The following is a 23,101-nucleotide window of genomic DNA, read 5'->3' on the forward strand; positions in this document are numbered from 1 at the left end:
GAACGCTTCATTCGGTTCGGGAAGATTTGCCCTGCCCCGCCGCATGGGATTATTGAGGAGCTCGCATGACCAAACAAAACGCCTTTACTCGGGAAGACCTGCTGCGCTGCAGTCGCGGTGAGCTGTTCGGCCCAGGTAACGCGCAACTGCCCGCCCCGAACATGCTGATGGTGGATCGCATCACCCATATCAGCGAAGAGGGTGGCAAGTACGGCAAAGGTGAATTGGTCGCCGAGCTGGATATCACTCCGGACCTGTGGTTCTTCGCCTGCCATTTCGAAGGCGACCCGGTAATGCCAGGCTGCCTGGGCCTCGACGCCATGTGGCAACTGGTCGGCTTCTACCTGGGCTGGCAAGGCCTGCCGGGTCGCGGCCGTGCCCTGGGTTCCGGCGAAGTGAAGTTCTTCGGCCAGGTCCTGCCGACCGCCAAGAAAGTCACCTACAACATTCAAATCAAGCGCGTCCTCAAGGGCAAGCTGAACCTGGCCATTGCCGATGGTTCGGTGACTGTCGACGGTCGCGAGATTTATACTGCCGAAGGCCTTCGGGTCGGCGTATTCACTTCCACTGACAACTTTTAAGGGTTATCCGCATGCGCCGCGTCGTTATCACTGGTCTGGGCATCGTTTCTTGCCTGGGCAATGACAAAGAGACCGTCACCGCTAACCTGCGTGCAAGTCGCCCTGGCATCCGCTTCAACCCGGAATATGCCGAAATGGGTTTGCGTAGCCAGGTTTCCGGCTCCATCGACCTGCCCCTCGAAGAGCTGATCGATCGCAAGATCTATCGCTTCGTCGGCCACGCTGCCGCCTACGCCTACCTGGCCATGAAAGACGCGATCGTCGACTCCGGCCTCAGCGAAGACCAGGTATCGAACGTACGCACCGGCCTGATCGCCGGTTCCGGCGGCGCATCCACCCTCAACCAGATGGAAGCGCTGGACATCCTGCGCGAGAAAGGCGTGAAGCGCGTCGGCCCGTACCGTGTCACACGGACCATGGGCAGCACCGTGTCGGCCTGCCTGGCCACGCCGTTCGCCATCAAGGGCGTCAACTACTCGATCTCCTCGGCCTGCGCCACCAGCGCCCACTGCATCGGTACTGCCGTTGAGCAGATCCAGCTGGGCAAGCAGGACATCGTCTTCGCCGGCGGCGGTGAAGAAGAGCATTGGAGCCAGTCGTTCCTGTTCGACGCCATGGGCGCCCTCTCCACCCAGTACAACGAAACCCCGGAAAAGGCCTCCCGCGCCTACGACGCCAAGCGTGACGGTTTCGTCATCGCCGGCGGTGGCGGCATGGTCGTGGTCGAAGAGCTGGAACACGCTCTGGCCCGTGGTGCGAAGATCTACGCGGAAATCGTCGGCTACGGCGCCACTTCCGACGGCTACGACATGGTTGCGCCAAGCGGCGAAGGCGCCATCCGTTGCATGCAGATGGCCATGTCCACCGTTGACACGCCGATCGACTACCTGAACACCCACGGCACCTCCACTCCGGTCGGCGACGCCAAGGAAATGGAAGGCGTGCGTGCGGTATTCGGCGACAAGGCACCGGCCATCAGCTCTACCAAGAGCCTGTCGGGTCACTCCCTGGGCGCCGCCGGCGTTCACGAAGCGATCTACTGCCTGCTGATGATGGAAGGCAACTTCATGGCCGGTTCGGCCAACATCGACGAGATCGATCCGGTTGTGGCAGATATGCCGATCCTGACCAAGACCGTTGAGAACGCCACCATCAATACCGTGATGAGCAACAGCTTCGGTTTTGGCGGCACCAACGCGACGCTGGTGCTCAAGCGCTGGCAGGGCAAGTAAGGCCTGCAGCTTGACCCCACAAAAAAGCCCCGACTGGTTCGGGGCTTTTTTGTGGGTGATCACCAGATAACAAAAATCAAATATGGCAGGGGCCTTGCTCCCTCCCACATTGGATACTGCGCTCAGCGAGAGGTCTTGGGCAGCACGGCCAGGAAATTGTCCCGCGCAACCTTGCGGGCCACGTCCTCGGGCAGCGCATCGAGGAAGGGATCAAAGCGGCGCATTTCCTTACCCAGCTTGTTGAAGCGCCCGACTACGTCGGAGCCGAGCATGAAGCGCTCCGGGAAGCGCTCCACCAGCTTTACCCACTCGGGCCTGGGCGTGCCCGCCTCGTCCAGCAGATAAGGCGTGAGCATGCTCCAGGAGAGGTCGATGTAGAGGTTGGGGTAGGCCTCCAGCATGCGCGTCAAGGTGGGCAGCAAAAAATCCATTTGCACCTGATGACGGTGGATCTCCATGCTGGTGCCGGCATGCGCCCAGATAAACCGCGTGTGCGGGTGATTGCGCAGCGGCTCCTCGACCTCCGCCAGGTACAACGGGTTACGTTCGCGCTTTGACGTAATGTTGGAATGCAGCATCACCGGCAAATCGTTTTCGGCCGCCAGGTGGTAGATGCGCGTCATGGCTTCGTTGTTGGCACGCGGGGTGTCCCCCGCCGTCAGGGCTGTCAGGTCGTCATGGCGGGTGAACACTTCACCGATGCCCTGCCACAGGCCCGGGTTGAGGTCGAGCATGCGCTGGATATGCGCATCGGAATTCTTGTCATTGGGGTTGAAGCCGGACAGGAAAGGATGAAAGCGCAGGCGCTGCTCAGGCGTGAGTTTATTGACCGCCGCCGCGACGATCACGTCGGTGGCGCTGTACCAGTAGGCATCGGCATCGTCACCGGCGTAATAGCGCGGACGCTTGGGCTCGTCTTCATGCCATTTTTTCGCCACGGGAATGCCGGAAATCATCACATGCTCGATGCGATTGTCCGCCATGGCCTTGAGCAGCCTGTCCATGCCGGCGGTTTCCTGAAAGAAATCCACGTAATGCAGGTGGGCGTCGCTGTAGGCATAGTCGCGGGCCTGTGCGGCAAGGCTGGCGGCGGTGAGCACCAGGGCGAGGCTCAGGCGAGTCCAGGGCACGGGGCGATCTCCATCGAGGTGAGTCAGGGGGAATAGGGTTGCCTGTCAGATAGCTATCGGGAGCAAGCCCCCTCCCACATTTTGATCGTGTTCACCGATCCGACTGTGGGAGGGAGCCTGCTCCCGATAAGGCCCGGACAGACGCCGAAGCATCAGCCCCTGAACACTTCATCCAGCAGGTTATGCATGGACTGAAACGCGCGCGCGGAGGTCTTCGCGTCGTACATCATCTTGCCCGGCACGTTCGCGTGCGGGTCGGTGAAGGAATGCACCGCGCCGCCGTAGCTCAGCAGTTGCCAATCCACGCCGGCCGCGTTCATTTCATCTTCGAACGCCGGCAGTTGCTCCTTGGGCACCAACGGGTCAGAGGCGCCGTGCAGCACCAGCACCGAGCCCTTGATGCGCTTCGCATCCGCAGGGTTTGGCGTGTCGAGGGTGCCATGGAACGACACGGCGGCTTTCAACGGTGCGCCAGTGCGCGCCAGCTCCAGGGAGCAGCAGCCGCCGAAACAGAAACCAAAGGTCGCGAGCTTCGAGGTATCCACTGCCGCTTCGGTCTGGCCTTGCAGTTGCTCGAACGCCACCTGCATGCGTTTGTTGAGCAACGGGCGGTCGTTCTTCAACGGCATCATCGCTGCGCCAGCTTCATCGCCGTTCGATGGACGCACGGTTTGTCCGTACAGGTCGGCAATCAGCACCACGTAGCCCTTGGCGGCGACGCTCCTGGCGATCTCTTCGGCGCCCGCACTCACGCCCATCCAGTTCGGCGCCATCAACAGGCCCGGCAGTGGCCCCTTGTGGCTGGCGTCGAACGCCAGGCGGCTTTCATAAGACTGGCCATCAATCTGATAGACCACGGAACGCACGGTGACTTGGCTCATCATTTACTCCAGTTGAGGTGCACTAAAATGAAAAAACCCGCCGAAGCGGGTTTTTCCTGCAGCGGTGTTAAACCGACAGTTCAACCAACAGCTTGTTCAGTCGACGCACGTAGGCGGCCGGATCTTTCAGGCTGTCGCCAGCGGCCAGCGCCGCCTGGTCGAAGAGGATGTGCGACAGGTCGCCAAACCGCTCTTCGCTCTGCTCGCCATCGAGTTTCTCGATCAGCGGGTGCGCCGGGTTGAATTCGAAAATCGGCTTGGAATCAGGAACCTTCTGGCCGCTGGCTTCGAGGATCTGGCGCATCTGCATGCCCAGGTCCTGCTCGCCGATGGCCAGGATCGCCGGCGAGTCGGTCAGGCGGTGGGAAACCCGCACTTCGCTGACGGCCTCGCCCAGGGACGCCTTGATTCGCTCAACCAGACCCTCTTTGGACTTGGCGACTTCTTCGGCTTCCTTCTTCTCTTCTTCGGAGTCGAGGTTACCCAGGTCCAGATCACCACGGGCCACGTCGACGAACGACTTGCCGTCGAACTCGGTGAGGTAGCTCATCAGCCACTCATCGATACGGTCGGTCAGCAGCAGCACTTCGATGCCCTTCTTGCGGAAGACTTCCAGGTGCGGACTGTTCTTGACCTGAGCGTAGGTTTCGCCGGTCAGGTAGTAGATCTTGTCCTGACCTTCCTTGGCGCGCGCCAGGTAGTCGGCCAGCGACACAACCTGCTCGCCGTCTTCGCCCTGAGTGGAAGCAAAGCGCAGCAGGCCGGCAATCTTCTCTTTGTTGGCGAAGTCTTCGGCCGGGCCTTCTTTCATGACCTGACCGAAGTTTTTCCAGAAGCCCTTGTATTGCTCAGGCTCGTTCTTCGCCAGTTTCTCCAGCATGTCGAGGACACGCTTGGTCAGCGCCGACTTCATGGAGTCGATGATCGGGTCTTTCTGCAGGATTTCCCGCGACACGTTCAGCGACAGGTCATTGGAGTCGACCACGCCCTTGATGAAGCGCAGGTACAACGGCAGGAAAGATTCCGCCTGGTCCATCACGAACACGCGCTGCACGTAGAGCTTCAGGCCCTTGGGGGCTTCGCGCTGGTACAGGTCGAACGGAGCGCGGGCCGGTACGTACAGCAGCGAGCTGTATTCGAGCTTGCCTTCAACCTTGTTGTGGCTCCAGCTCAGCGGGTTCTCGTAGTCGTGACCGATGTGCTTGTAGAACTCCTGGTATTCCTCGTCCTTGATCTCGGTACGCGGACGGGTCCACAGGGCACTGGCGCGGTTGACGGTTTCCCATTCCTCGGCAGGCTTCTCTTCGCCTTCGGCCGCGGCCTGTTCCTTGGGCAACTCGATCGGCAATGCGATGTGATCGGAGTATTTCTTGATGATGTTGCGCAGGCGCCAGCCATCGGCGAATTCGTCTTCACCGGACTTGAGGTGCAGCACGATGCGGGTACCACGGTCGGCCTTGTCGATCGTGGCAATTTCAAACTCGCCCTCGCCTTTGGAGGCCCAGTGCACGCCTTCGCTGGCCGGGAGACCGGCACGGCGGCTGAACACTTCAACCTGGTCGGCGACGATGAAGGCCGAGTAGAAGCCCACACCGAACTGGCCGATCAGGTGCGAATCCTTCTTCTGATCGCCCGACAGGTTCTTCATGAAATCGGCGGTGCCGGATTTGGCGATGGTCCCCAGGTGGGTAATCGCATCGTCACGGCTCATGCCGATACCGTTGTCTTCGAGGGTGACGGTCTTCGCGTCCTTGTCGTAGCTCACGCGGATTTTCAGCTCCGCGCCACCTTCCAGCAACTCAGGCTTGGACAGGGCTTCGAAGCGTAATTTGTCGACAGCGTCAGAGGCGTTCGAGATCAATTCGCGAAGGAAAATTTCCTTGTTGGAATACAGCGAATGGATCATGAGGTGCAGCAGTTGCTTCACCTCGGTCTGGAAGCCCAGGGTTTCCTTTTGAGTTTCCACACTCATGGTCATCAAACTCCAATTGGATGGCAATGGCCGCGCCCGAAAGGGTTGGCGGCGGGTTGTCATCAAAGTTGGGGGCTAACGGGAGGATTTCAAGGGGCGCCAGGCGCCTCGATCTTGAAATGCGCACGGGCCGTGGCAATCGGTTCTGCCGCCGTGCTTTGCCAGGCGGTGACCGAAACGTTGGCCACCCGCCGGCCCTGACGCCATACCTGACAGGTGGCGTAGGTGTCGCGAAACTGCCCGGCGCGCAGGTAATCCAGGGAAAAATCGATGATTTTCGGCAGGCCTGGCGCGCCGGTAGACACCAGCAAATGCAGCGCCGCCGACAGCTCCATGAAGCCGGCAATCACCCCGCCATGCAGCGCCGGCAATATAGGGTTACCAATGTTGTCCTTGTTGGCCGGCAACCGGAACAGCAATTCATCGCCTTGGCGGGTGCATTCGATGCCGATCAGTTTGGCGTAAGGGATCAGTTCGAGCAGCGCCGCGTAATCGCCGCGCACGTGGGCCTGTTCGAGGCGGGTCTGGAAGCGGTGCGTCATGCCTGCTCTCCGTCGAGGGTGGCGCTCAGGCCCTGTGCGCCCTTGAGCAGCTTGCCCATGCGCATGAACGTGCCCACCACATGGGCGATGGGTTGCTGCGGATCGTCCTGGTAGGCGAAGCCGCGGGTGAAGATCACATCGGCGGTGACCCGATAGCACTGGGCAAACCCATAGACCGGCTGGTGCGGTGCGGCCGGGTGCATATAGTCGATGCGCAGGTCGAGGGTCGGGCATACCTCGAATTCGGGCAGTACGCACAGGGTGGCGATGCCGCAGGTGGTGTCCATCAGGGAGGTGAGCGCGCCACCGTGGATGATCCCGGTCTCGGGATCGCCCACGATAGCTGGCCCATAGGGCAGCCTCAGCGTCATGCCCGTGTCGTTGGCGTCATGCACGGTAATGCCGAGTATCTGGCAATGGCGCAATGCGTAAACAAAGCGTGTCGCACGCTCCAGCAGTGAATTTCCGGTCATTGGTCTAGACTCTTGTTTTCAGTAATCCGCGGAACAGGCAGTGCGGGTTTAAGTTCCTTGGCAGCCTTTGTTTATATATCTGCGCAATAAAAGGAACTAATGCTGAACCCTCAGGCTCGAAAGGCCAGAAGATATCTTCAATAAGGAGAAACACCCCATGCGCAAGACTTTAGCTGTTTCCATGATGTTGGCTGCTGCCCTTGGCCTCGCTGCCTGCGACAAGAAATCCGAAGACAAAGCACAAGATGCCGCTTCGCACTCTGAGCAAGCTCAGAAAGATATGGCGAAGGCTCAGGATAAAGTGAACGACGCTGCAAAAGAAAACGCCGAAGCTGCCAAAGCTCAGGCCGAATCGAACGCAGCCGCTGCAAAAGAAGCCACGCCTTCGACCGGTTCCTGATACCGCGGTCTGATGTAGCCTGGTTGTAAAAGAGAGCCCGCTTCAATAGCGGGCTTTTCTTTGTCCGGCGTTTTTAAAATTCGACGTGCCCCACACTAGACTGCGTCCTTGAGCGCCTCCGGCGGCGTGTCCGTCTGCGTATACACCATCACTTGCAGCACATCGGAATGAAACTCGCGGCGATACAACACCACCACTACCCCGGCACTCATCAACATGAACAGCCAGGGGCTGACAAACCACGCCAGCATGGTCATGCCAAAGTAATAAGCGCGCAGGCCGAAGTTGAACTGGTTGGCGGCCATGGAGATGACCCGCGCCGCCCGTAGCGCAAATGCCTTGCGCTCCTGTTCGGACACCTGGCGCTCACCAATCATCGGCGCCGACCCCACCAGCACCGCTGCGAAGTTGTACTGGCGCATGCACCAGCTGAACGTAAAAAACGCGTAGACGAACACCAGCGCCAGGCACAGCAGCTTGATTTCCGACATGCCCTGGGACGCCTGCTGCACCATGGGAATGTCCGCCAGCAGCGACACGGCGCGCTCCGAGGCGCCCAGCACGGTGAGGATGCCGGCGAGGATGATCAAGGTGCTGGAGGCGAAGAACGAGGCGTTGCGCTCCAGGTTGCCGATCACGCTGGCGTCGGCAATGCGGTTGTCGCGCAGCAGCATGCGGCGCATCCAGTCTTCGCGATACAGATGCAGCACACTGGCCAGGCATGCGGTATCGCGTGCTTTCCAGAGGGCATAACGGGTGTACCCGCCCCAGCACAGCACGAACCAGAGGGCGGCGAGCATATGGACTTGGTTGGTTTCGATGAACGACATAGGGGTCCTGATAAACAAGAAAATATGGGCAACACAGTCAAAATGTGGGCGCGAGCAAGCCCGCTCCCACACTGAGCGCGTTGCAACTCTAGAACCTTGTCCATAAGCAGGCAAAAAAATGCCCCATATCGATTGATACGGGGCATTTCTGTGCAACCGTGTCGCCGTGTCAGGCGATCGCTTCGCTGCGCTTGCCAAGCATGCGATCCACCACCACCGCCACGACCAGCGTCATCACCGACGGCACCAGCCACGCCAACCCCTGCTCGCTCAATGGCAGGTGCGTCAGCTGCGCGGGCATCCAATCGGCAAGGCCGGCCCCCTTGAGCGCGTCGATGCCGCCAAAAATGAACGACACCAGCATCACCGGGCCGACGATACGGCCCTGCTCCTGCCAGAAGTCTTTGCAGAAGCTCAGCGCCACCAGCACGATGCACGGCGGGTAGATGGCGGTGAGTACCGGAATGGAGAACGCAATCAGCTTGGTCAGGCCCAGGTTGGACACGAACAGCGAGAACAGCGCCAGGATCACCACCAGTGTCTTATAGGACAGCGGCAGGACTTTGCTGAAGTATTCGGCGCACGCGCAGGTCAGGCCCACGGCCGTCACCAGGCACGCCAGGGAGATCAGCACAGCCAAAAAGCCGCTGCCCAGCGAGCCGAAAGTGCTTTGCACATAGGCATGCAGCACGGCCGCGCCATTGCTGGCGCCCGCCGCCACGGCATGGCTGCCCGAGCCCAGGCGGAACAGGCTGATGTACACCAGCGCCAGGCCGACACCGGCTATCAGCCCGGCGATGATCGCGTAGCGGGTAATCAGCTTGGGCGATTCGACGCCGCGGGAGCGGATCGCGTTGACGATGACGATACCAAACACCAGTGCACCCAGGGTGTCCATGGTCAGGTAGCCGTTGATAAAGCCCTGGGAGAACGGTGCGGCGACATATTCCGGGGTGGCGACGCCCACTTCACCGGCTGGCAAGGCAAACGCGGCAATGCCGAGGATCGCCAGCGCGATGATCTTCAATGGCGCAAGGAAACGGCCGACGGTATCCAGCAGACGCCCTGGATACAAAGACACGAAGAACACCACAAGGAAATACACAGAGCTGTAGAGGAACAGCGCCAGTGGGCTTTCGCCGGTCAGCGGCGCCAGGCCGACTTCAAACGACACGGTCGCAGTACGCGGAGTGGCGAACAGCGGGCCTACCGCCAGGTACGCCGCTGCCGCGAGCAGGCCGCCGGCGATCTTGCCGATGGGACTGCTCAATGCGTCCATGCCGCCGCCGACCTTGGCCAGGGCAATCACGGTGACCACCGGCAAACCCACTGCGGTGATGAGGAACCCCAGCGCCGCCATCCAGACGTGAGGCCCGGACTGCAAACCAACGATAGGCGGGAAGATGATGTTGCCGGCGCCCACGAACAGCGCAAACGTCATGAAGCCCAGCGCCAGGATATCCTGGCTTTTCAACACTTTCATTTGAGGAAATACCACACTACTGAATCGGAATTTAGAGAGGGCTTCCCTGTGGATGAGGGAAAGGCTGCCGGCCCTGGTGGGGGCCGACCTGTCCAGCGCGCGGCTTCCTTTTGGGAGGCGGGCGCATAAAGAGGCCGTCAGGGTACAGAAATAGGCTGACAAACGCACTGTTGCGGGGCGCACTGTCCGATAAGCGACATTTTAATGTCGCGTTTTCACACTTAATTTGGCGATACCGGTCCAGGTGGGAGGGGGCTTGCTCCCGATAGCGGTGTGTCAGTCACTGTATCTGTCACTGGCACACCGCTATCGGGAGCAAGCCCCCTCCCACCCTGGATCGAGTACATTTCGATAAATGGGTCTTTCCAGAACGCACAAAGGCCACCCGAAGGTGGCCTTTGTGTGGTGAAGCGTCAGTTAAGCGCGAGGCTTACTTGACAGCCCAACCGGTCAGCTCGGCCAGGGCCTTGCCGATATCTGCCAGCGAACGCACGGTTTTAACGCCTGCGTCCTGCAGTGCAGCGAATTTCTCGTCTGCAGTGCCTTTGCCGCCGGAGATGATTGCGCCCGCATGGCCCATGCGCTTGCCGGCAGGGGCAGTCACACCAGCGATGTAGGAAACAACCGGCTTGGTCACGTGGGCCTTGATGTAGGCCGCCGCTTCTTCTTCAGCCGAACCGCCGATCTCACCGATCATCACGATCGCTTCGGTCTTCGGGTCTTCCTGGAACAGCTTCAGGATGTCGATGAAGTTCGAACCCGGGATCGGGTCACCGCCGATGCCGACGCAAGTCGACTGACCGAAACCGGCGTCAGTGGTCTGCTTCACAGCTTCGTAGGTCAGGGTGCCGGAACGGGAAACGATACCGACTTTACCTGGCAAGTGAATGTGACCTGGCATGATGCCGATCTTGCATTCGCCTGGGGTGATCACGCCTGGGCAGTTAGGGCCGATCAGGACTACGCCCAGCTCGTCGCACTTAACCTTGGCGTCCAGCATGTCCAGGGTAGGAATGCCTTCGGTGATGCAGACGATCAGCTTGATGCCGCCGAATGCCGCTTCCAGGATGGAGTCCTTGCAGAAAGGCGCAGGAACGTAGATCACGCTGGCGGTAGCGCCAGTTTTTTCTACAGCGTCTTTCACGGTGTTGAACACTGGCAGGCCCAGGTGCTCGGTGCCGCCTTTGCCTGGCGTTACGCCGCCAACCATCTTGGTGCCGTATTCGATGGCTTGCTGGGTGTGGAAGCTACCTTGCGAACCGGTAATACCCTGGCAGATAACTTTGGTGTCTTTATTGATCAGGACGCTCATTACTTGCCCTCCGCAGCTTTGACAACTTGTTGAGCAGCGTCGGTCAGGCTGGTAGCCGCGATGATGTTCAAACCGCTTTCTGCCAGTACTTTGGCGCCCAGTTCCGCGTTGTTACCTTCAAGGCGCACAACAACGGGGATTTTAACGCCGACTTCTTTCACTGCGCCGATGATGCCTTCGGCAATCATGTCGCAACGAACGATGCCGCCGAAGATGTTGACCAATACTGCGGCGACGTTGGAGTCGGACAGGATGATCTTGAACGCTTCGGTTACGCGCTCTTTGGTGGCACCGCCGCCTACGTCGAGGAAGTTGGCTGGTTTGCCGCCATGCAGGTTGACGATGTCCATGGTACCCATGGCCAGACCGGCACCGTTGACCATGCAACCGATGTTACCTTCCAGGGCTACGTAGTTCAGTTCGAACTTGGCAGCGTGCGCTTCGCGCGGATCGTCCTGCGACGGATCGTGGAAAGTCTTCAGCTTTGGCTGACGGTACATGGCGTTGGCGTCGATGTTGATCTTCGCGTCCAGGCAGTGCAGATCGCCGTCAGCCTTGATCACCAGCGGGTTCACTTCCAGCAGGGCCAGATCGTGATCCTGGAACAGTTTGGCCAGACCTACGAAGATCTTGGCGAACTGGGCAACTTGCTTGCCTTCCAGGCCCAGCTGGAAAGCCAGCTCGCGACCCTGGAACGGCTGAGCGCCAACCAGTGGATCGATGGTGGCTTTCAGAATTTTTTCTGGGGTTTCGTGAGCGATTTTTTCGATGTCCACGCCACCTTCGGTGGAAGCCATGAACACGATGCGACGGCTCGAACGGTCAACGACAGCGCCCAGGTACAGCTCTTTAGCGATATCAGTGCACGATTCAACCAGGATCTTGGTGACTGGCTGGCCATTGGCATCAGTCTGGTAAGTCACCAGACGCTTGCCCAGCCACTGCTGTGCGAAGGCCTTGGCGTCTTCTTTGCTGCGAACCAGCTTGACGCCGCCCGCTTTACCGCGACCACCAGCGTGGACCTGGGCTTTGACCACCCATTCAGTGCCGCCGATCTTGTCGCAAGCTTCTGCTGCTGCTTCCGGGGTGTCTACTGCGTAGCCCTTGGATACTGGCAGGCCGTATTCAGCGAACAGCTGCTTACCCTGATACTCGTGAAGATTCATGCTTTTTACCGTCTTCGTTAGGTACTGCGCATTCGGCGCTGCGCTCATTATGAGTGCCGCGCCACCTGTGACTGCTGCTTGCGCAACCTGCGGGGCTCATGGCCCGTAAAGCTGCACAAGGCTGCGTCCAGCGGATATTCCGCGGTGAGCCTTGCGCGCAAGACTCACGACGGGCAACTCCGCCGTGGTTTCTTATTATCTCGCTTAGCGCTTCTTGCGGTTGGCGATGTGGATGGCGCCGCCATTCACCGCCAACGCTGCTTCGTGCAACGCTTCGGACAGGGTCGGATGGGAGAAGACCATCATGCCCAGGTCTTCGGCACTGGTGCCGAATTCCATACCGATTGCGCCTTGCTGAACCAGTTCTGCAGCGCTCGGGCCAATCACGTGGACGCCCAATACGCGGTCAGTCTTGGCATCAGCGATGACTTTGACAAAACCACCGGTGTCGTTGGCTGCCATGGCACGGCCAGAAGCGGCAAACGGGAAGGTGCCGACGTTAACTTCTACGCCTTCAGCTTTCAACTGCTGTTCGTTCTTGCCGACCCATGCAATTTCCGGGTGGGTGTAGATAACCGATGGCACCAGGTCGTAGTTCATCTGGGTTTTGTGACCCTTGATGCGCTCGACAACCATGATGCCTTCTTCGGACGCCTTGTGCGCCAGCATCATGCCGCGTACCACGTCGCCGATGGCGTAAACGCCAGGCACGGTGGTGGCGCAATGATCGTCAACGTGGATGAAACCACGCTCATCGATGTTCACGCCGCTGTCGGAAGCCAGCAGGTCGGTGGTTACCGGACGACGGCCTACGGCCACGATCAGCTTGTCGAAGGTGATGGTCTGCTCGCCGTCTTTATCGGTGTAGGTCACCACGACTTCTTCGCCGTTGACCTTGGAACCGGTCACGCGGGCGCCCAGCTTGATGTCCAGACCCTGTTTGGTCAGGGTCTTGTAGGCTTCCTTGGAAACGGCGGTGTCGGCAGCCAGCAGGAATGTGTCCAGGGCTTCCAGCACGGTGACTTCGGAACCCAGACGGGACCAGACCGAACCCAGTTCCAGGCCGATAACGCCGGCGCCGATCACGCCCAGACGCTTTGGCACAGCCTGGAATTCCAGGGCGCCGGTCGAATCAACGATCACGTTCTGGTCGACGGGAGCCGGTGGAATGTCAATTGGACGCGAGCCAGGGGCCAGGATCACGTTCTCGGCTTCGATGACTTCGACCGAACCGTCCGGCTTGGTGATTTCAACCTTCTTGCCGGCCAGCAATTTGCCGTGACCTTGCAGGGAAGTGACGCCGTTGGCCTTGAACAGGGTGGCAACGCCGGAGGTCAGGCCTTTGACGATGTTGGCCTTGCGGCCGATCATCGCCGGCACGTCCATGGTAACGCCGGCATGGTTGATGCCGTGGATCGCGAAACCGTCCTGGGCTTCGTGGAATTTCCAGGAGCTGTCCAGCAGCGCCTTGGAAGGAATGCAACCGACGTTCAGGCAGGTACCGCCCAATGCCAGTTTGTCTTCCTTGTCGGTGTATTTTTCGATGCAAGCAGTCGAGAGGCCCAATTGTGCGGCCTTGATGGCGGCAACATAGCCGCCAGGACCTGCACCAATCACTACGACGTCAAATTTCTGTGTCATGAAAATAGATCCTCTATTAGCTTCAAGCGTCAAGCTTCAAGCTGCAAGCCAAACTGCATTTACTGGCAGCTTGCAGCTCGCAACTTGAAGCTGCTCCAATCAGATATCCAGGAGCAAGCGAGCCGGGTCTTCCAGCAGGTTCTTGATGGTCACCAGGAAAGTCACGGCTTCTTTACCATCGATCAGGCGGTGATCGTACGACAGCGCCAGGTACATCATCGGGCGGATCACAACCTGGCCGTTGATGGCCATCGGACGCTGGAGGATGTTGTGCATGCCCAGGATCGCGGCTTGCGGCGGGTTGACGATCGGCGTCGACATCATGGAACCGAAGGTACCACCGTTGGTGATGGTGAAGGTACCACCGGTCATCTCGTCGATGGTCAGCTTGCCGTCACGGGCTTTCTTGCCGAAGCCGGCGATGCCGCCTTCGATTTCAGCCAGGCTCATCAGTTCGGCGTTACGCAGTACCGGCACCACCAGGCCGCGGTCGCTGGACACGGCAACGCCGACGTCTGCATAGCCGTGGTAAACGATATCGGTGCCGTCGATGGAAGCGTTGACTGCCGGGTAGCGCTTCAGCGCTTCTGTGGCCGCTTTCACGAAGAACGACATGAAGCCCAGGCGCACGCCGTTGTGGCTCTTCTCGAACAGGTCCTTGTACTTCGAACGCAGGGCCATGACTTCGGTCATGTCGACTTCGTTGAAGGTGGTCAGCATCGCCATGTTCGACTGTGCTTCAACCAGGCGCTTGGCCACGGTGGCACGCACACGGGTCATCGGCACGCGCTTCTCGGTGCGGTCGCCGGCGGCGAACACTGGCGCAGCGGCGGCCGGAGCGGCAGCCTTGGCCGGTGCTGCAGCAGGTGCGTTTTTCTTGGCTTCAACAGCGGCAACCACGTCTTCCTTGGTCACACGGCCATCTTTGCCGGTGCCCTTGACGGACGCCAGGTTGATGCCGTTTTCTTCGGCCAATTGACGCGCAGCCGGGGCTGCGATTGGATCTTCGCCAGCGGCAGCCGGTGCGGCAGCAGCAGGTGCAGCAGCCGGTGCAGCAGCGGCAGCAGGCGCCGGAGCGGCAGCGCCGCCCTCTTCGATCGAACCCAGTACCTGGTTCGAGAGAACGGTATCACCCTCTTGCGCGACGATGGCGCCCAGTACGCCGTCGGCTTCGGCCAACACTTCCAGTACGACCTTGTCAGTCTCGATGTCGACGATCAGGTCGTCACGCTTGACGGCCTCGCCTGGTTTCTTGTGCCAGGTGGCAACGGTGCCATCGGCAACCGATTCCGGGAATGACGGGGCTTTGATTTCGATAGCCATTATCTGTGGGTCCTTAAAATTCGGTTTCAGTCAGCGCGAAGGCGTTAAACAGTGAAAGCATCTTGCAGCAGTTTTTCCTGCTGCTCGGCGTGCATCGACGCATAACCACACGCAGGTGCAGCAGAAGCATCACGACCGGCGTACTCCAGGTTCAGCGCCCGGTTGTGGTTGCCGATACTGCGACGCAAATGATGCTGGCTGCTGTACCAGGCGCCCTGGTTCATCGGTTCTTCCTGACACCACACCACATTCGTGAGCTGGGTGTAAGGCGCGATGATCTCCATGAGGTCATCTTCCGGGAACGGGTAAAGCTGCTCGATACGCACGATGGCGATGTCTTCGCGGCCTTCGGCACGGCGTTTTTCCAGCAGGTCGTAGTAGACCTTGCCACTGCACAGGATCAGGCGTGTCACCTTGGCCGGATCGAGTGTGTCGATTTCTGGAATAACGGTCTGGAACGAACCTTCGGCCAGGTCTTCCAGGGTCGAAATGGCCAGCTTGTGGCGCAACAGCGATTTCGGCGTCAGCACGATCAACGGCTTGCGCAGCGGACGGATCACCTGGCGACGCAGCAAGTGGTAGATCTGCGCCGGGGTCGTCGGCACGCATACCTGAATGTTGTGCTCGGCGCACAGTTGCAGGTAACGCTCCAGACGGGCCGAAGAGTGCTCCGGACCCTGGCCTTCATAACCGTGCGGCAGCAGCATGGTCAGACCGCACAGGCGGCCCCACTTGTGCTCGCCGCTGGTGATGAACTGGTCGATCACCACCTGGGCACCGTTGGCGAAGTCGCCGAACTGGGCTTCCCAGATCACCAGCGCCTGCGGCGTGGTGGTGGAGTAACCGTATTCGAACGCCAGCACGGCTTCTTCCGACAGGAACGAGTCGTACAGGTCGAAACGCGGCTGACCTTCGTACAGGTTCTGCAGCGGAACGTAGGTGCCCGCGTCTTTCTGGTTGTGCAACACAGCATGACGGTGCGAGAACGTACCACGGCCAATGTCCTGGCCGGTCATGCGGATTGGGTGACCTTCGAACGCCAGGGTCGCGTACGCCATGGTTTCAGCGTAACCCCAGTTGATCGGCAGGCCGCCGACTTGCATCTTCTGACGGTCTTCGTAGATCTTCGACACTTGGCGCTGTACGACGAAGCCATCCGGAATTTCCAGCAGCTTGGCCGACAGTTCCTGCAGGGTCTTGAGGTCGAACGAAGTGTCGTGACGCGCCGTCCAGGTGTGACCCAGGTATGGACGCCAGTCGACGAACAGCTCTTTGTTCGGTTCCTTGACCAGGCTTTTCACCACGTGCAGGCCGTTGTCCAGCGCGTTGCGGTATTCGTCGATCTTCGCCTGCACACGGGCTTCGTCAACGATGCCGGCCTTGGTCAGGCTTTCGGCATACAGTTCACGGGTGGTGCGCTGCTTGGTGATCTGCTGGTACATCAACGGCTGGGTGCCGCTTGGCTCATCCGCTTCGTTGTGACCACGACGGCGGTAGCACACGAGGTCGATCACCACGTCACGCTTGAACTGCATGCGGTAGTCGACGGCCAGTTGGGTCACGAACAGCACGGCTTCCGGATCATCGCCATTTACATGGAGAATCGGCGCCTGAATCATCTTGGCAACGTCGGTGGCGTACTCGGTAGAGCGCGCGTCCAGCGGGTTGCTGATGGTGAAACCTACCTGGTTGTTGATGACGATGTGTACGGTGCCGCCCGTCTTGAAGCCACGGGTCTGCGACATCTGGAAGGTTTCCAGGACCACGCCTTGACCGGCGAATGCCGCGTCACCGTGGATGGAAATAGGCAGCACTTTCTCACCGGTGGCGTCGTTGCGACGGTCCTGGCGAGCACGCACCGAACCCTCGACCACTGGAGAAACGATTTCCAGGTGGGAGGGGTTGAACGCCATGGCCAGGTGAACTTCACCGCCCGAGGTCATGACGTTGGACGAGAAGCCCTGGTGGTATTTGACGTCACCGGAACCCAGCTCGACCTTTTTCTTGCCTTCGAACTCGTCGAACAGCTCGCGCGGGTTCTTGCCGAAGGTGTTGACCAACACGTTCAGGCGACCACGGTGAGCCATGCCGATCACGACTTCCTTGGTGCCGTAGGAACCGGAACGCTGGATCAGTTCGTCGAGCATCGGAATCAGGCTTTCGCCGCCTTCCAGGCCGAAACGCTTGGTGCCCGGGTATTTGGTGCCCAGGTATTTTTCCAGACCTTCAGCAGCGGTCACGCGTTCGAGCAGGTGGCTGCGTACATCGGCGGACAGCACCGGACGGCCACGCACGCCTTCGAGGCGATGCTGGAACCAGTGGCGTTGCTCGGAATCAGTGATGTGCGTGAATTCAGCGCCGATGGTGCGGCAATATGTCTGCTGCAACGCTTCGTGAATTTCGCGTAGGCTCGCTTCCTCTTTGCCGATGAACAGGTCGCCGGCACGGAAGGTCGTATCAAGATCGGCATTGGTCAAGCCGTAATGATTGATCGACAGGTCAGCCGGTGCAGGACGCTTCCAGAGCCCCAGCGGGTCAAGCTGGGCCGCCTGGTGGCCACGCATCCGGTAAGCCTGGATCAGTCGCAGTACTTCAACTTGCTTCTTCTCGTGCTCACTGCTCACGCTGCCGGCGGAAACCGGTTGGGCGCGGCGCTGGTTCTTGGCCAGCAGCACGAACTGATCGCGAATTGTTGCGTGCGATACATCGGTGGCAGCGTTGCCGTCTGAAGACAACGTCTGAAATTTGGTGCGCCATTCTTCTGGCACAGCGTTAGGGTCGTGCAGGTAGAGCTCATAAAGCTCTTCCACATAGGCAGCGTTACCACCTGAAAGATAGCCGCTGTTCCACATGCGCTGCATCACGCTTTCTTGCATGCTTGGTCACCCTCGATTTGGGGACACCACCGGCGAAAACACCGAGTTTGCTTGCAAAAGGCCAAGTGCAGCGACCAAAACAAGCCACTTAGGATCACGCTGATAGTTCGGGTACCAACCCGAATGCCCCTGCTTGTCTCATTTCTTCAAAATAAGAGCTGCGGCTTTGTAAGTCGCTGCTCAAGTTAAAACTACGGCGCCGGTTGAAGCCTGCGCCGCAGCATTTACGGGCACAACGGTCCTGCCTTGTTACAACGCCGGTTACACGCCGCTTTGCAGCAGCATGTTGCGGATGTGACCAATGGCCTTAGTCGGGTTCAGGCCTTTGGGACATACGTTGACGCAGTTCATGATCCCGCGGCAGCGGAAGACGCTGAACGGGTCATCCAGCGAAGCCAGACGCTCGGATGTCTTGGTGTCACGGCTGTCTGCCAGGAAGCGATACGCTTGCAGCAGAGCGGCTGGACCCAGGAACTTGTCCGGGTTCCACCAGAAGGACGGGCACGAGGTCGAGCAGCAGGCGCACAGGATGCACTCGTACAGACCGTCGAGCTTTTCACGCTCTTCAGGGGACTGCAGACGCTCGATGGCCGGAGCCGGCGTGTCGTTCTGCAGGAACGGCTTAACTTTTTCGTATTGCTTGTAGAAGATGCTCATATCGACAACCAGGTCACGGATAACCGGCAAACCTGGCAGTGGACGAACGATCAGCTTGTTGCCTTTAACCACGGCCGACAGTGGCGTGATGCACGCCAGACCGTTTTTGCCGTTGATGTTCATGCCATCGGAACCGCAGACACCTTCACGGCAAGAGCGACGATAGGAGAAACCCTCGTCCTGCTCTTTGATCAGGGCCAGCACGTCCAGCACCATCAGGTCCTTACCACCGGTATCGACCTGGAATTCCTGCATGAACGGCGCAGCGTCCTGATCAGGGTTGTAGCGGTAAACACTGACTTTCAACATGGCAGCCACCCTTAGTAAGTCCGAATTTTCGGTTCAAACGTCGGAACAGTCTTCGGCGAGAAGTTCACGGCACGCTTGGTTACGCGCTTGTCACCCGGGAAGTACAGGGTGTGGCACAACCAGTTTTCGTCGTCACGGTCTTCAAAGTCTTCACGGGCATGAGCACCACGGGATTCTTTACGAACCTCGGCGGCGATCGCCGTCGCTTCAGCCACTTCCAACAGGTTTTGCAGCTCAAGGGCTTCGATACGAGCAGTGTTGAATGCCTGGCTCTTATCGTTGATCTTGACGTTGCCGATGCGCTGGCGCAGATCCGCCAACTGGGCGATGCCCTTCTGCATGTATTCGCCGGTACGGAACACACCGAAGTAGTTCTGCATGCAGCTTTGCAGCTCGCGACGCAGGGTAGCGACGTCTTCGCCATCGGTGCGCTCGTTCAGCGCGTTCAGGCGCGACAGGGCCGCTTCGATGTTGGCGTCGGTGGCGTCATCGTATTCGATGCCGTCGGTCAACGCTTTTTCCAGGTGCAGGCCGGCCGCACGGCCGAATACCACCAGGTCGAGCAGCGAGTTGCCGCCCAGACGGTTGGCACCGTGTACCGATACGCAAGCCACTTCGCCTACCGCGAACAGGCCGTGGATGATTTCGTCCACGCCGTCGGCGTTCTGGGTGATCGCCTGGCCATGAATGTTGGTCGGCACGCCGCCCATCATATAGTGGCAGGTTGGAACGACCGGCACCGGCGCAACCACCGGGTCAACGTGTGCGAAGGTCTTGGACAATTCGCAGATACCTGGCAGACGGCTGTGCAGCACTTCTTCGCCCAGGTGATCGAGCTTGAGCAGTACGTGGTCGCCGTTCGGGCCACAGCCGTTGCCGGCGATGATCTCTTTAACCATCGAACGGGCCACAACGTCACGACCGGCAAGGTCCTTGGCGTTGGGAGCATAACGCTCCATGAAACGCTCGCCGTGCTTGTTGATCAGGTAACCACCTTCACCACGGCAACCTTCGGTTACCAGTACACCGGCGCCGGCGATGCCGGTCGGGTGGAACTGCCACATTTCGATGTCTTGCACTGGCACGCCGGCACGCAGCGCCATGCCAACGCCGTCACCGGTGTTGATCAGGGCATTGGTGGTGGATGCGTAGATACGGCCTGCACCGCCCGTCGCCAGCACGGTAGCCTTGGCGCGGATGTAGGTGGTTTCACCGGTTTCGATACAGATGGCGATCACGCCGACGAACTCGCCCTTGCCGTTCTTCACCAGATCGACAGCGTAGTACTCGTTCAGGAACGTGGTGCCGGCTTTCAGGTTGCCCTGATAAAGCGTGTGCAGCAGCGCGTGACCGGTACGGTCGGATGCGGCGCAGGTACGGGCAGCCTGCCCGCCTTTACCGTAATCCTTCGACTGGCCGCCGAATGGACGCTGGTAGATACGACCTTGCTCGGTACGGGAGAACGGCAGACCCATGTGGTCCAGCTCGAACACCGCAGCCGGGCCTTCCTGACACATGTATTCGATAGCGTCCTGGTCACCGATGTAGTCGGAACCCTTGACGGTATCGTACATGTGCCAGCGCCAGTCATCGTTCGGGTCGGCGGAAGCGATGGCGCAGGTGATGCCACCCTGGGCCGATACGGTGTGGGAACGGGTCGGGAACACCTTGGTGATCACGGCAGTCTTGTGACCGCCCTGGGCCAGCTGCAGCGCAGCGCGCATGCCGGCACCGCCGCCACCAATAATGATGGCGTCAAAGGAAATAGTTGGAATGTTAGCCATGAATCAGATACCCCAAAGAATCTGCACACCCCAGACGAAGTAAGCGAACATCGCGATGCCGCAGACTGCCTGAAAGAGAAAACGGACTGCGGTCGCGGACTTGCCCAGCGCCATCGGCGTCAGGTAGTCGGTCGCGATGGTCCACATGCCGACCCAGGCGTGAGCGCCCAGGGCCACAAGGGCCAGCAGACTGAAGATTCGCATGCCGTTGTGTGAGAACAGGTCATGCCATTGGGCATAGCCGAGGCCTGGATTGGCGACGACGTATCCGATCAGGAAAATGAAATAAGCCGCGAGAACGACCGCAGACACACGCTGTGCCATCCAGTCATAGAGGCCCGAACGCGACAGGTTCGTGACGTTAGTTACCATATCCAAACTCCTGCCAGCACGATCACCACCACGGAAACGGCGATAACGATTTTCGAGCCCAGCTTACCGCCTTCCAGCGTCTCACCGATGCCCATGTCCATGATCAGATGGCGCACACCGGCGACCAGGTGATACAGCAAAGCGGACAGGATGCCCCAAATCACTAGCTTGGCTAGCGGACTGGTCAAACACGCTTTCACCTCGCCGAAGCCCTCTTCCGAACTCAGCGACTTGTCCAATGCATAGAGCATGATGGCCAGGCTGACGAAGAGAATGACGCCGGAGATTCGGTGAAGAATCGACGTGTATGCAGTGACTGGGAGTTTGATGGTCCTTAGGTCTAGGTTTACAGGTCGTTGGCTATTCACGGCTTTTTTTCACACTGAAGAGCCCCTAACAATCAGGGCAAAGTTGTTGGGGAGTGCGACTGGTCAGGTAAGCACCACCCAGGGAGTGCGACCCCCAATGAAAGCAAGCCCAAAAGCCCTTGGCGGTCGGTGGCCGAGTATAGACAGTTAGGCTACTAATGACAACGCGCGCTCCTCACCCTAATAGCGGATTGCGCTGGCGGTATAAAAGGCGTAAACGGCAGTCAATTTCGACGAAAAAGTATGGTTAAAGCCTTCTGGAGCAAGACTTTAGGCAAATTGACTTCTGAATTTATCTCACTATAGTGGTGCGGGCCCTGCGTGGGGGGCTGTCTGATGATTTGAAGCATAAATAGGAGGCCACATGGCTGACAAAAAAGCGCAGTTGATCATCGAGGGCGCAGCCCCCGTCGAGCTGCCCATTTTAACCGGCACCGTTGGTCCCGATGTTATCGACGTACGGGGCCTGACGGCCACGGGCCGTTTCACTTTCGACCCAGGCTTCATGTCGACCGCTTCCTGCGAGTCGAAGATCACCTATATCGATGGCGACAATGGCATTCTGCTGCACCGGGGCTACCCGATCGAGCAACTCGCTGAACAGTCGGACTACCTGGAAACCTGCTACCTGCTGCTAAATGGCGAACTGCCAACAGCCGAGCAGAAAGCCCAGTTCGTCAGCACCGTGAAGAACCACACCATGGTTCATGAGCAATTGAAGACCTTCTTCAACGGCTTCCGTCGCGACGCCCACCCGATGGCCGTCATGTGCGGCGTGGTCGGCGCCCTCTCGGCCTTCTATCACGACTCCCTGGACATCAATAACCCGCAGCATCGCGAAATTTCCGCGATCCGCCTGGTTGCCAAGATGCCGACCCTGGCCGCGATGGTCTACAAGTACTCCATGGGCCAACCCATGATGTACCCGCGCAACGACCTGACGTATGCAGAAAACTTCCTGCACATGATGTTCAACACCCCGTGCGAGATCAAACCGATCAGCCCGGTGCTCGCCAAGGCCATGGACCGGATCTTCATCCTCCACGCCGACCACGAGCAGAACGCCTCGACGTCCACCGTGCGCCTGGCAGGCTCCTCGGGTGCCAACCCGTTTGCCTGTATCGCCGCCGGTATCGCCGCACTCTGGGGCCCTGCCCACGGCGGTGCGAACGAAGCCGTGTTGACCATGCTCGATGAAATCGGCGATGTGTCCAACATCGACAAATTCATCGCCAAGGCCAAGGACAAGAACGATCCGTTCAAGTTGATGGGCTTCGGTCACCGGGTCTACAAGAACCGCGACCCGCGCGCCACCGTGATGAAGCAGACCTGCGACGAAGTACTGAAAGAGCTGGGCATCAAGAACGATCCGCAACTCGAACTGGCCATGCGCCTGGAAGAGATCGCCCTGACCGACCCGTACTTCATCGAACGCTCGCTGTACCCGAACGTCGACTTCTACTCGGGGATCATCCTCAAGGCCATCGGCATTCCAACCAGCATGTTCACCGTGATCTTCGCCCTGGCGCGGACCGTGGGCTGGATCTCCCACTGGAAGGAAATGCTCTCCAGCCCGTACAAGATTGGCCGCCCGCGCCAGCTGTACACCGGCTACGAGTCGCGTGACATTACCAAGCTGGAAGATCGGCACTAAATCCCAGCCAGAAAAAACGGCCTCTTGATGAGGCCGTTTTTTTTGGCTGGGATTTAGTGAGCTGCAAGCTTCCAGCTATAAGCCGCAAGCAAAAAAAATACCCCTGCATCTTTAC

At 59.3% G+C, this 23,101-nt stretch carries 20 protein-coding genes; 4 read left to right on the forward strand and 16 right to left on the reverse strand.

Annotation, left to right across the window (positions count from 1 at the left end; translation table 11 throughout):
• Positions 1–65 precede the first annotated feature (65 nt).
• Both fabA and fabB read left to right on the forward strand, forming a co-directional pair.
• Positions 66–581 carry a 3-hydroxyacyl-[acyl-carrier-protein] dehydratase FabA gene (gene fabA / locus ACXX81_RS14230; RefSeq protein WP_003210552.1) on the forward strand — a complete coding sequence of 172 codons (516 nt, stop codon included), beginning with the start codon at positions 66–68 and terminating at the stop codon, positions 579–581.
• Between the two features lie 11 nt (positions 582–592).
• Positions 593–1,813, forward strand: a complete 1,221-nt coding sequence (fabB, locus tag ACXX81_RS14235; RefSeq protein WP_209980638.1) for a beta-ketoacyl-ACP synthase I — start codon at positions 593–595, stop codon at positions 1,811–1,813.
• A gap of 122 nt (positions 1,814–1,935) precedes the next feature.
• On the opposite strand, the gene ACXX81_RS14240 is transcribed toward fabB, so the two are convergent.
• The 5 genes from ACXX81_RS14240 to ACXX81_RS14260 all read right to left on the reverse strand — a co-directional run bounded on the left by ACXX81_RS14240 (position 1,936) and on the right by ACXX81_RS14260 (position 6,811).
• Positions 1,936–2,943 (reverse strand): amidohydrolase family protein, encoded by a 1,008-nt coding sequence (locus ACXX81_RS14240; RefSeq protein WP_458571923.1) that lies wholly within the window; start codon positions 2,941–2,943, stop codon positions 1,936–1,938.
• Positions 2,944–3,095: 152 nt separating this feature from the next.
• On the reverse strand, positions 3,096–3,824 hold the full coding sequence (locus ACXX81_RS14245) for a dienelactone hydrolase family protein (protein ID WP_458571924.1): 729 nt from the start codon (positions 3,822–3,824) through the stop codon (positions 3,096–3,098).
• A gap of 67 nt (positions 3,825–3,891) precedes the next feature.
• On the reverse strand, positions 3,892–5,796 hold the full coding sequence (htpG, locus tag ACXX81_RS14250) for a molecular chaperone HtpG (RefSeq protein ID WP_322213144.1): 1,905 nt from the start codon (positions 5,794–5,796) through the stop codon (positions 3,892–3,894).
• A gap of 89 nt (positions 5,797–5,885) precedes the next feature.
• Positions 5,886–6,338 (reverse strand): PaaI family thioesterase, encoded by a 453-nt coding sequence (locus tag ACXX81_RS14255; protein WP_458571925.1) that lies wholly within the window; start codon positions 6,336–6,338, stop codon positions 5,886–5,888.
• Complete coding sequence (locus ACXX81_RS14260; RefSeq protein WP_209980626.1) at positions 6,335–6,811, reverse strand: PaaI family thioesterase; 477 nt, start codon at positions 6,809–6,811, stop codon at positions 6,335–6,337. The genes ACXX81_RS14255 and ACXX81_RS14260 overlap by 4 nt, the downstream gene beginning before the upstream one ends.
• Before the next feature lie 157 nt (positions 6,812–6,968).
• On the opposite strand from ACXX81_RS14260, the gene ACXX81_RS14265 reads away from it, so the two are divergent.
• Complete coding sequence (locus ACXX81_RS14265) at positions 6,969–7,211, forward strand: hypothetical protein (protein WP_003233227.1); 243 nt, start codon at positions 6,969–6,971, stop codon at positions 7,209–7,211.
• Between the two features lie 95 nt (positions 7,212–7,306).
• Here the strand turns inward: ACXX81_RS14265 and ACXX81_RS14270 are convergent, their stop codons facing one another.
• From ACXX81_RS14270 to sdhC, 11 genes are all read right to left on the reverse strand, one after another.
• Positions 7,307–8,041, reverse strand: a complete 735-nt coding sequence (locus tag ACXX81_RS14270; RefSeq protein ID WP_209980625.1) for a DUF599 domain-containing protein — start codon at positions 8,039–8,041, stop codon at positions 7,307–7,309.
• A gap of 169 nt (positions 8,042–8,210) precedes the next feature.
• Positions 8,211–9,524 carry a branched-chain amino acid transport system II carrier protein gene (gene brnQ / locus ACXX81_RS14275; RefSeq protein ID WP_057008332.1) on the reverse strand — a complete coding sequence of 438 codons (1,314 nt, stop codon included), beginning with the start codon at positions 9,522–9,524 and terminating at the stop codon, positions 8,211–8,213.
• A 430-nt stretch (positions 9,525–9,954) separates the two neighbouring features.
• On the reverse strand, positions 9,955–10,836 hold the full coding sequence (gene sucD / locus ACXX81_RS14280) for a succinate--CoA ligase subunit alpha (RefSeq protein ID WP_003233233.1): 882 nt from the start codon (positions 10,834–10,836) through the stop codon (positions 9,955–9,957).
• The gene (gene sucC, locus ACXX81_RS14285) at positions 10,836–12,002 is read right to left on the reverse strand and encodes an ADP-forming succinate--CoA ligase subunit beta (protein WP_003233235.1); all 1,167 of its coding nucleotides are present in this window, start codon (positions 12,000–12,002) and stop codon (positions 10,836–10,838) included. The genes sucD and sucC overlap by 1 nt, the downstream gene beginning before the upstream one ends.
• A 204-nt stretch (positions 12,003–12,206) precedes the next feature.
• Complete coding sequence (gene lpdA / locus ACXX81_RS14290; protein WP_209980623.1) at positions 12,207–13,643, reverse strand: dihydrolipoyl dehydrogenase; 1,437 nt, start codon at positions 13,641–13,643, stop codon at positions 12,207–12,209.
• Between the two features lie 99 nt (positions 13,644–13,742).
• Positions 13,743–14,966, reverse strand: coding sequence for a 2-oxoglutarate dehydrogenase complex dihydrolipoyllysine-residue succinyltransferase (gene odhB, locus ACXX81_RS14295; protein WP_209980621.1), 1,224 nt, complete (start codon positions 14,964–14,966; stop codon positions 13,743–13,745).
• 44 nt (positions 14,967–15,010) lie between these two features.
• Positions 15,011–17,842, reverse strand: coding sequence for a 2-oxoglutarate dehydrogenase E1 component (locus ACXX81_RS14300; protein ID WP_003233241.1), 2,832 nt, complete (start codon positions 17,840–17,842; stop codon positions 15,011–15,013).
• A 261-nt stretch (positions 17,843–18,103) separates the two neighbouring features.
• Positions 18,104–18,808 carry a succinate dehydrogenase iron-sulfur subunit gene (locus ACXX81_RS14305; RefSeq protein ID WP_003172807.1) on the reverse strand — a complete coding sequence of 235 codons (705 nt, stop codon included), beginning with the start codon at positions 18,806–18,808 and terminating at the stop codon, positions 18,104–18,106.
• A gap of 11 nt (positions 18,809–18,819) precedes the next feature.
• The gene (sdhA, locus tag ACXX81_RS14310; RefSeq protein WP_209980618.1) at positions 18,820–20,592 is read right to left on the reverse strand and encodes a succinate dehydrogenase flavoprotein subunit; all 1,773 of its coding nucleotides are present in this window, start codon (positions 20,590–20,592) and stop codon (positions 18,820–18,822) included.
• Positions 20,593–20,595: 3 nt separating this feature from the next.
• Positions 20,596–20,964 carry a succinate dehydrogenase, hydrophobic membrane anchor protein gene (sdhD, locus tag ACXX81_RS14315; protein WP_231423586.1) on the reverse strand — a complete coding sequence of 123 codons (369 nt, stop codon included), beginning with the start codon at positions 20,962–20,964 and terminating at the stop codon, positions 20,596–20,598.
• Entirely contained in the window at positions 20,958–21,332 is a 375-nt protein-coding gene (sdhC, locus tag ACXX81_RS14320; protein ID WP_016702211.1) for a succinate dehydrogenase, cytochrome b556 subunit, read from the reverse strand. The genes sdhD and sdhC overlap by 7 nt, the downstream gene beginning before the upstream one ends.
• A 364-nt stretch (positions 21,333–21,696) precedes the next feature.
• Between sdhC and gltA the strand changes: the two genes are divergently transcribed.
• Positions 21,697–22,986, forward strand: a complete 1,290-nt coding sequence (gene gltA, locus ACXX81_RS14325; protein ID WP_090407109.1) for a citrate synthase — start codon at positions 21,697–21,699, stop codon at positions 22,984–22,986.
• The last annotated feature ends 115 nt before the right edge of the window (positions 22,987–23,101 follow it).

The sequence above is a fragment of the Pseudomonas sp. GNP013 genome, assembly GCF_054343995.1.

Bases quoted from the DNA above. Each gene is read 5' to 3' on its own strand.
- fabA (WP_003210552.1), top strand. From the start codon at position 66: ATGACCAAACAAAACGCCTTTACTCGGGAAGACCTGCTGCGCTGCAGT.
- fabB (WP_209980638.1), top strand. From the start codon at position 593: ATGCGCCGCGTCGTTATCACTGGTCTGGGCATCGTTTCTTGCCTGGGC.
- ACXX81_RS14245 (WP_458571924.1), bottom strand. From the start codon at position 3,824: ATGAGCCAAGTCACCGTGCGTTCCGTGGTCTATCAGATTGATGGCCAG.
- htpG (WP_322213144.1), bottom strand. From the start codon at position 5,796: ATGAGTGTGGAAACTCAAAAGGAAACCCTGGGCTTCCAGACCGAGGTG.
- ACXX81_RS14255 (WP_458571925.1), bottom strand. From the start codon at position 6,338: ATGACGCACCGCTTCCAGACCCGCCTCGAACAGGCCCACGTGCGCGGC.
- ACXX81_RS14260 (WP_209980626.1), bottom strand. From the start codon at position 6,811: ATGACCGGAAATTCACTGCTGGAGCGTGCGACACGCTTTGTTTACGCA.
- ACXX81_RS14265 (WP_003233227.1), top strand. From the start codon at position 6,969: ATGCGCAAGACTTTAGCTGTTTCCATGATGTTGGCTGCTGCCCTTGGC.
- ACXX81_RS14270 (WP_209980625.1), bottom strand. From the start codon at position 8,041: ATGTCGTTCATCGAAACCAACCAAGTCCATATGCTCGCCGCCCTCTGG.
- brnQ (WP_057008332.1), bottom strand. From the start codon at position 9,524: ATGAAAGTGTTGAAAAGCCAGGATATCCTGGCGCTGGGCTTCATGACG.
- sucD (WP_003233233.1), bottom strand. From the start codon at position 10,836: ATGAGCGTCCTGATCAATAAAGACACCAAAGTTATCTGCCAGGGTATT.
- sucC (WP_003233235.1), bottom strand. From the start codon at position 12,002: ATGAATCTTCACGAGTATCAGGGTAAGCAGCTGTTCGCTGAATACGGC.
- lpdA (WP_209980623.1), bottom strand. From the start codon at position 13,643: ATGACACAGAAATTTGACGTCGTAGTGATTGGTGCAGGTCCTGGCGGC.
- odhB (WP_209980621.1), bottom strand. From the start codon at position 14,966: ATGGCTATCGAAATCAAAGCCCCGTCATTCCCGGAATCGGTTGCCGAT.
- ACXX81_RS14300 (WP_003233241.1), bottom strand. From the start codon at position 17,842: ATGCAAGAAAGCGTGATGCAGCGCATGTGGAACAGCGGCTATCTTTCA.
- ACXX81_RS14305 (WP_003172807.1), bottom strand. From the start codon at position 18,808: ATGTTGAAAGTCAGTGTTTACCGCTACAACCCTGATCAGGACGCTGCG.
- sdhA (WP_209980618.1), bottom strand. From the start codon at position 20,592: ATGGCTAACATTCCAACTATTTCCTTTGACGCCATCATTATTGGTGGC.
- sdhD (WP_231423586.1), bottom strand. From the start codon at position 20,964: ATGGTAACTAACGTCACGAACCTGTCGCGTTCGGGCCTCTATGACTGG.
- gltA (WP_090407109.1), top strand. From the start codon at position 21,697: ATGGCTGACAAAAAAGCGCAGTTGATCATCGAGGGCGCAGCCCCCGTC.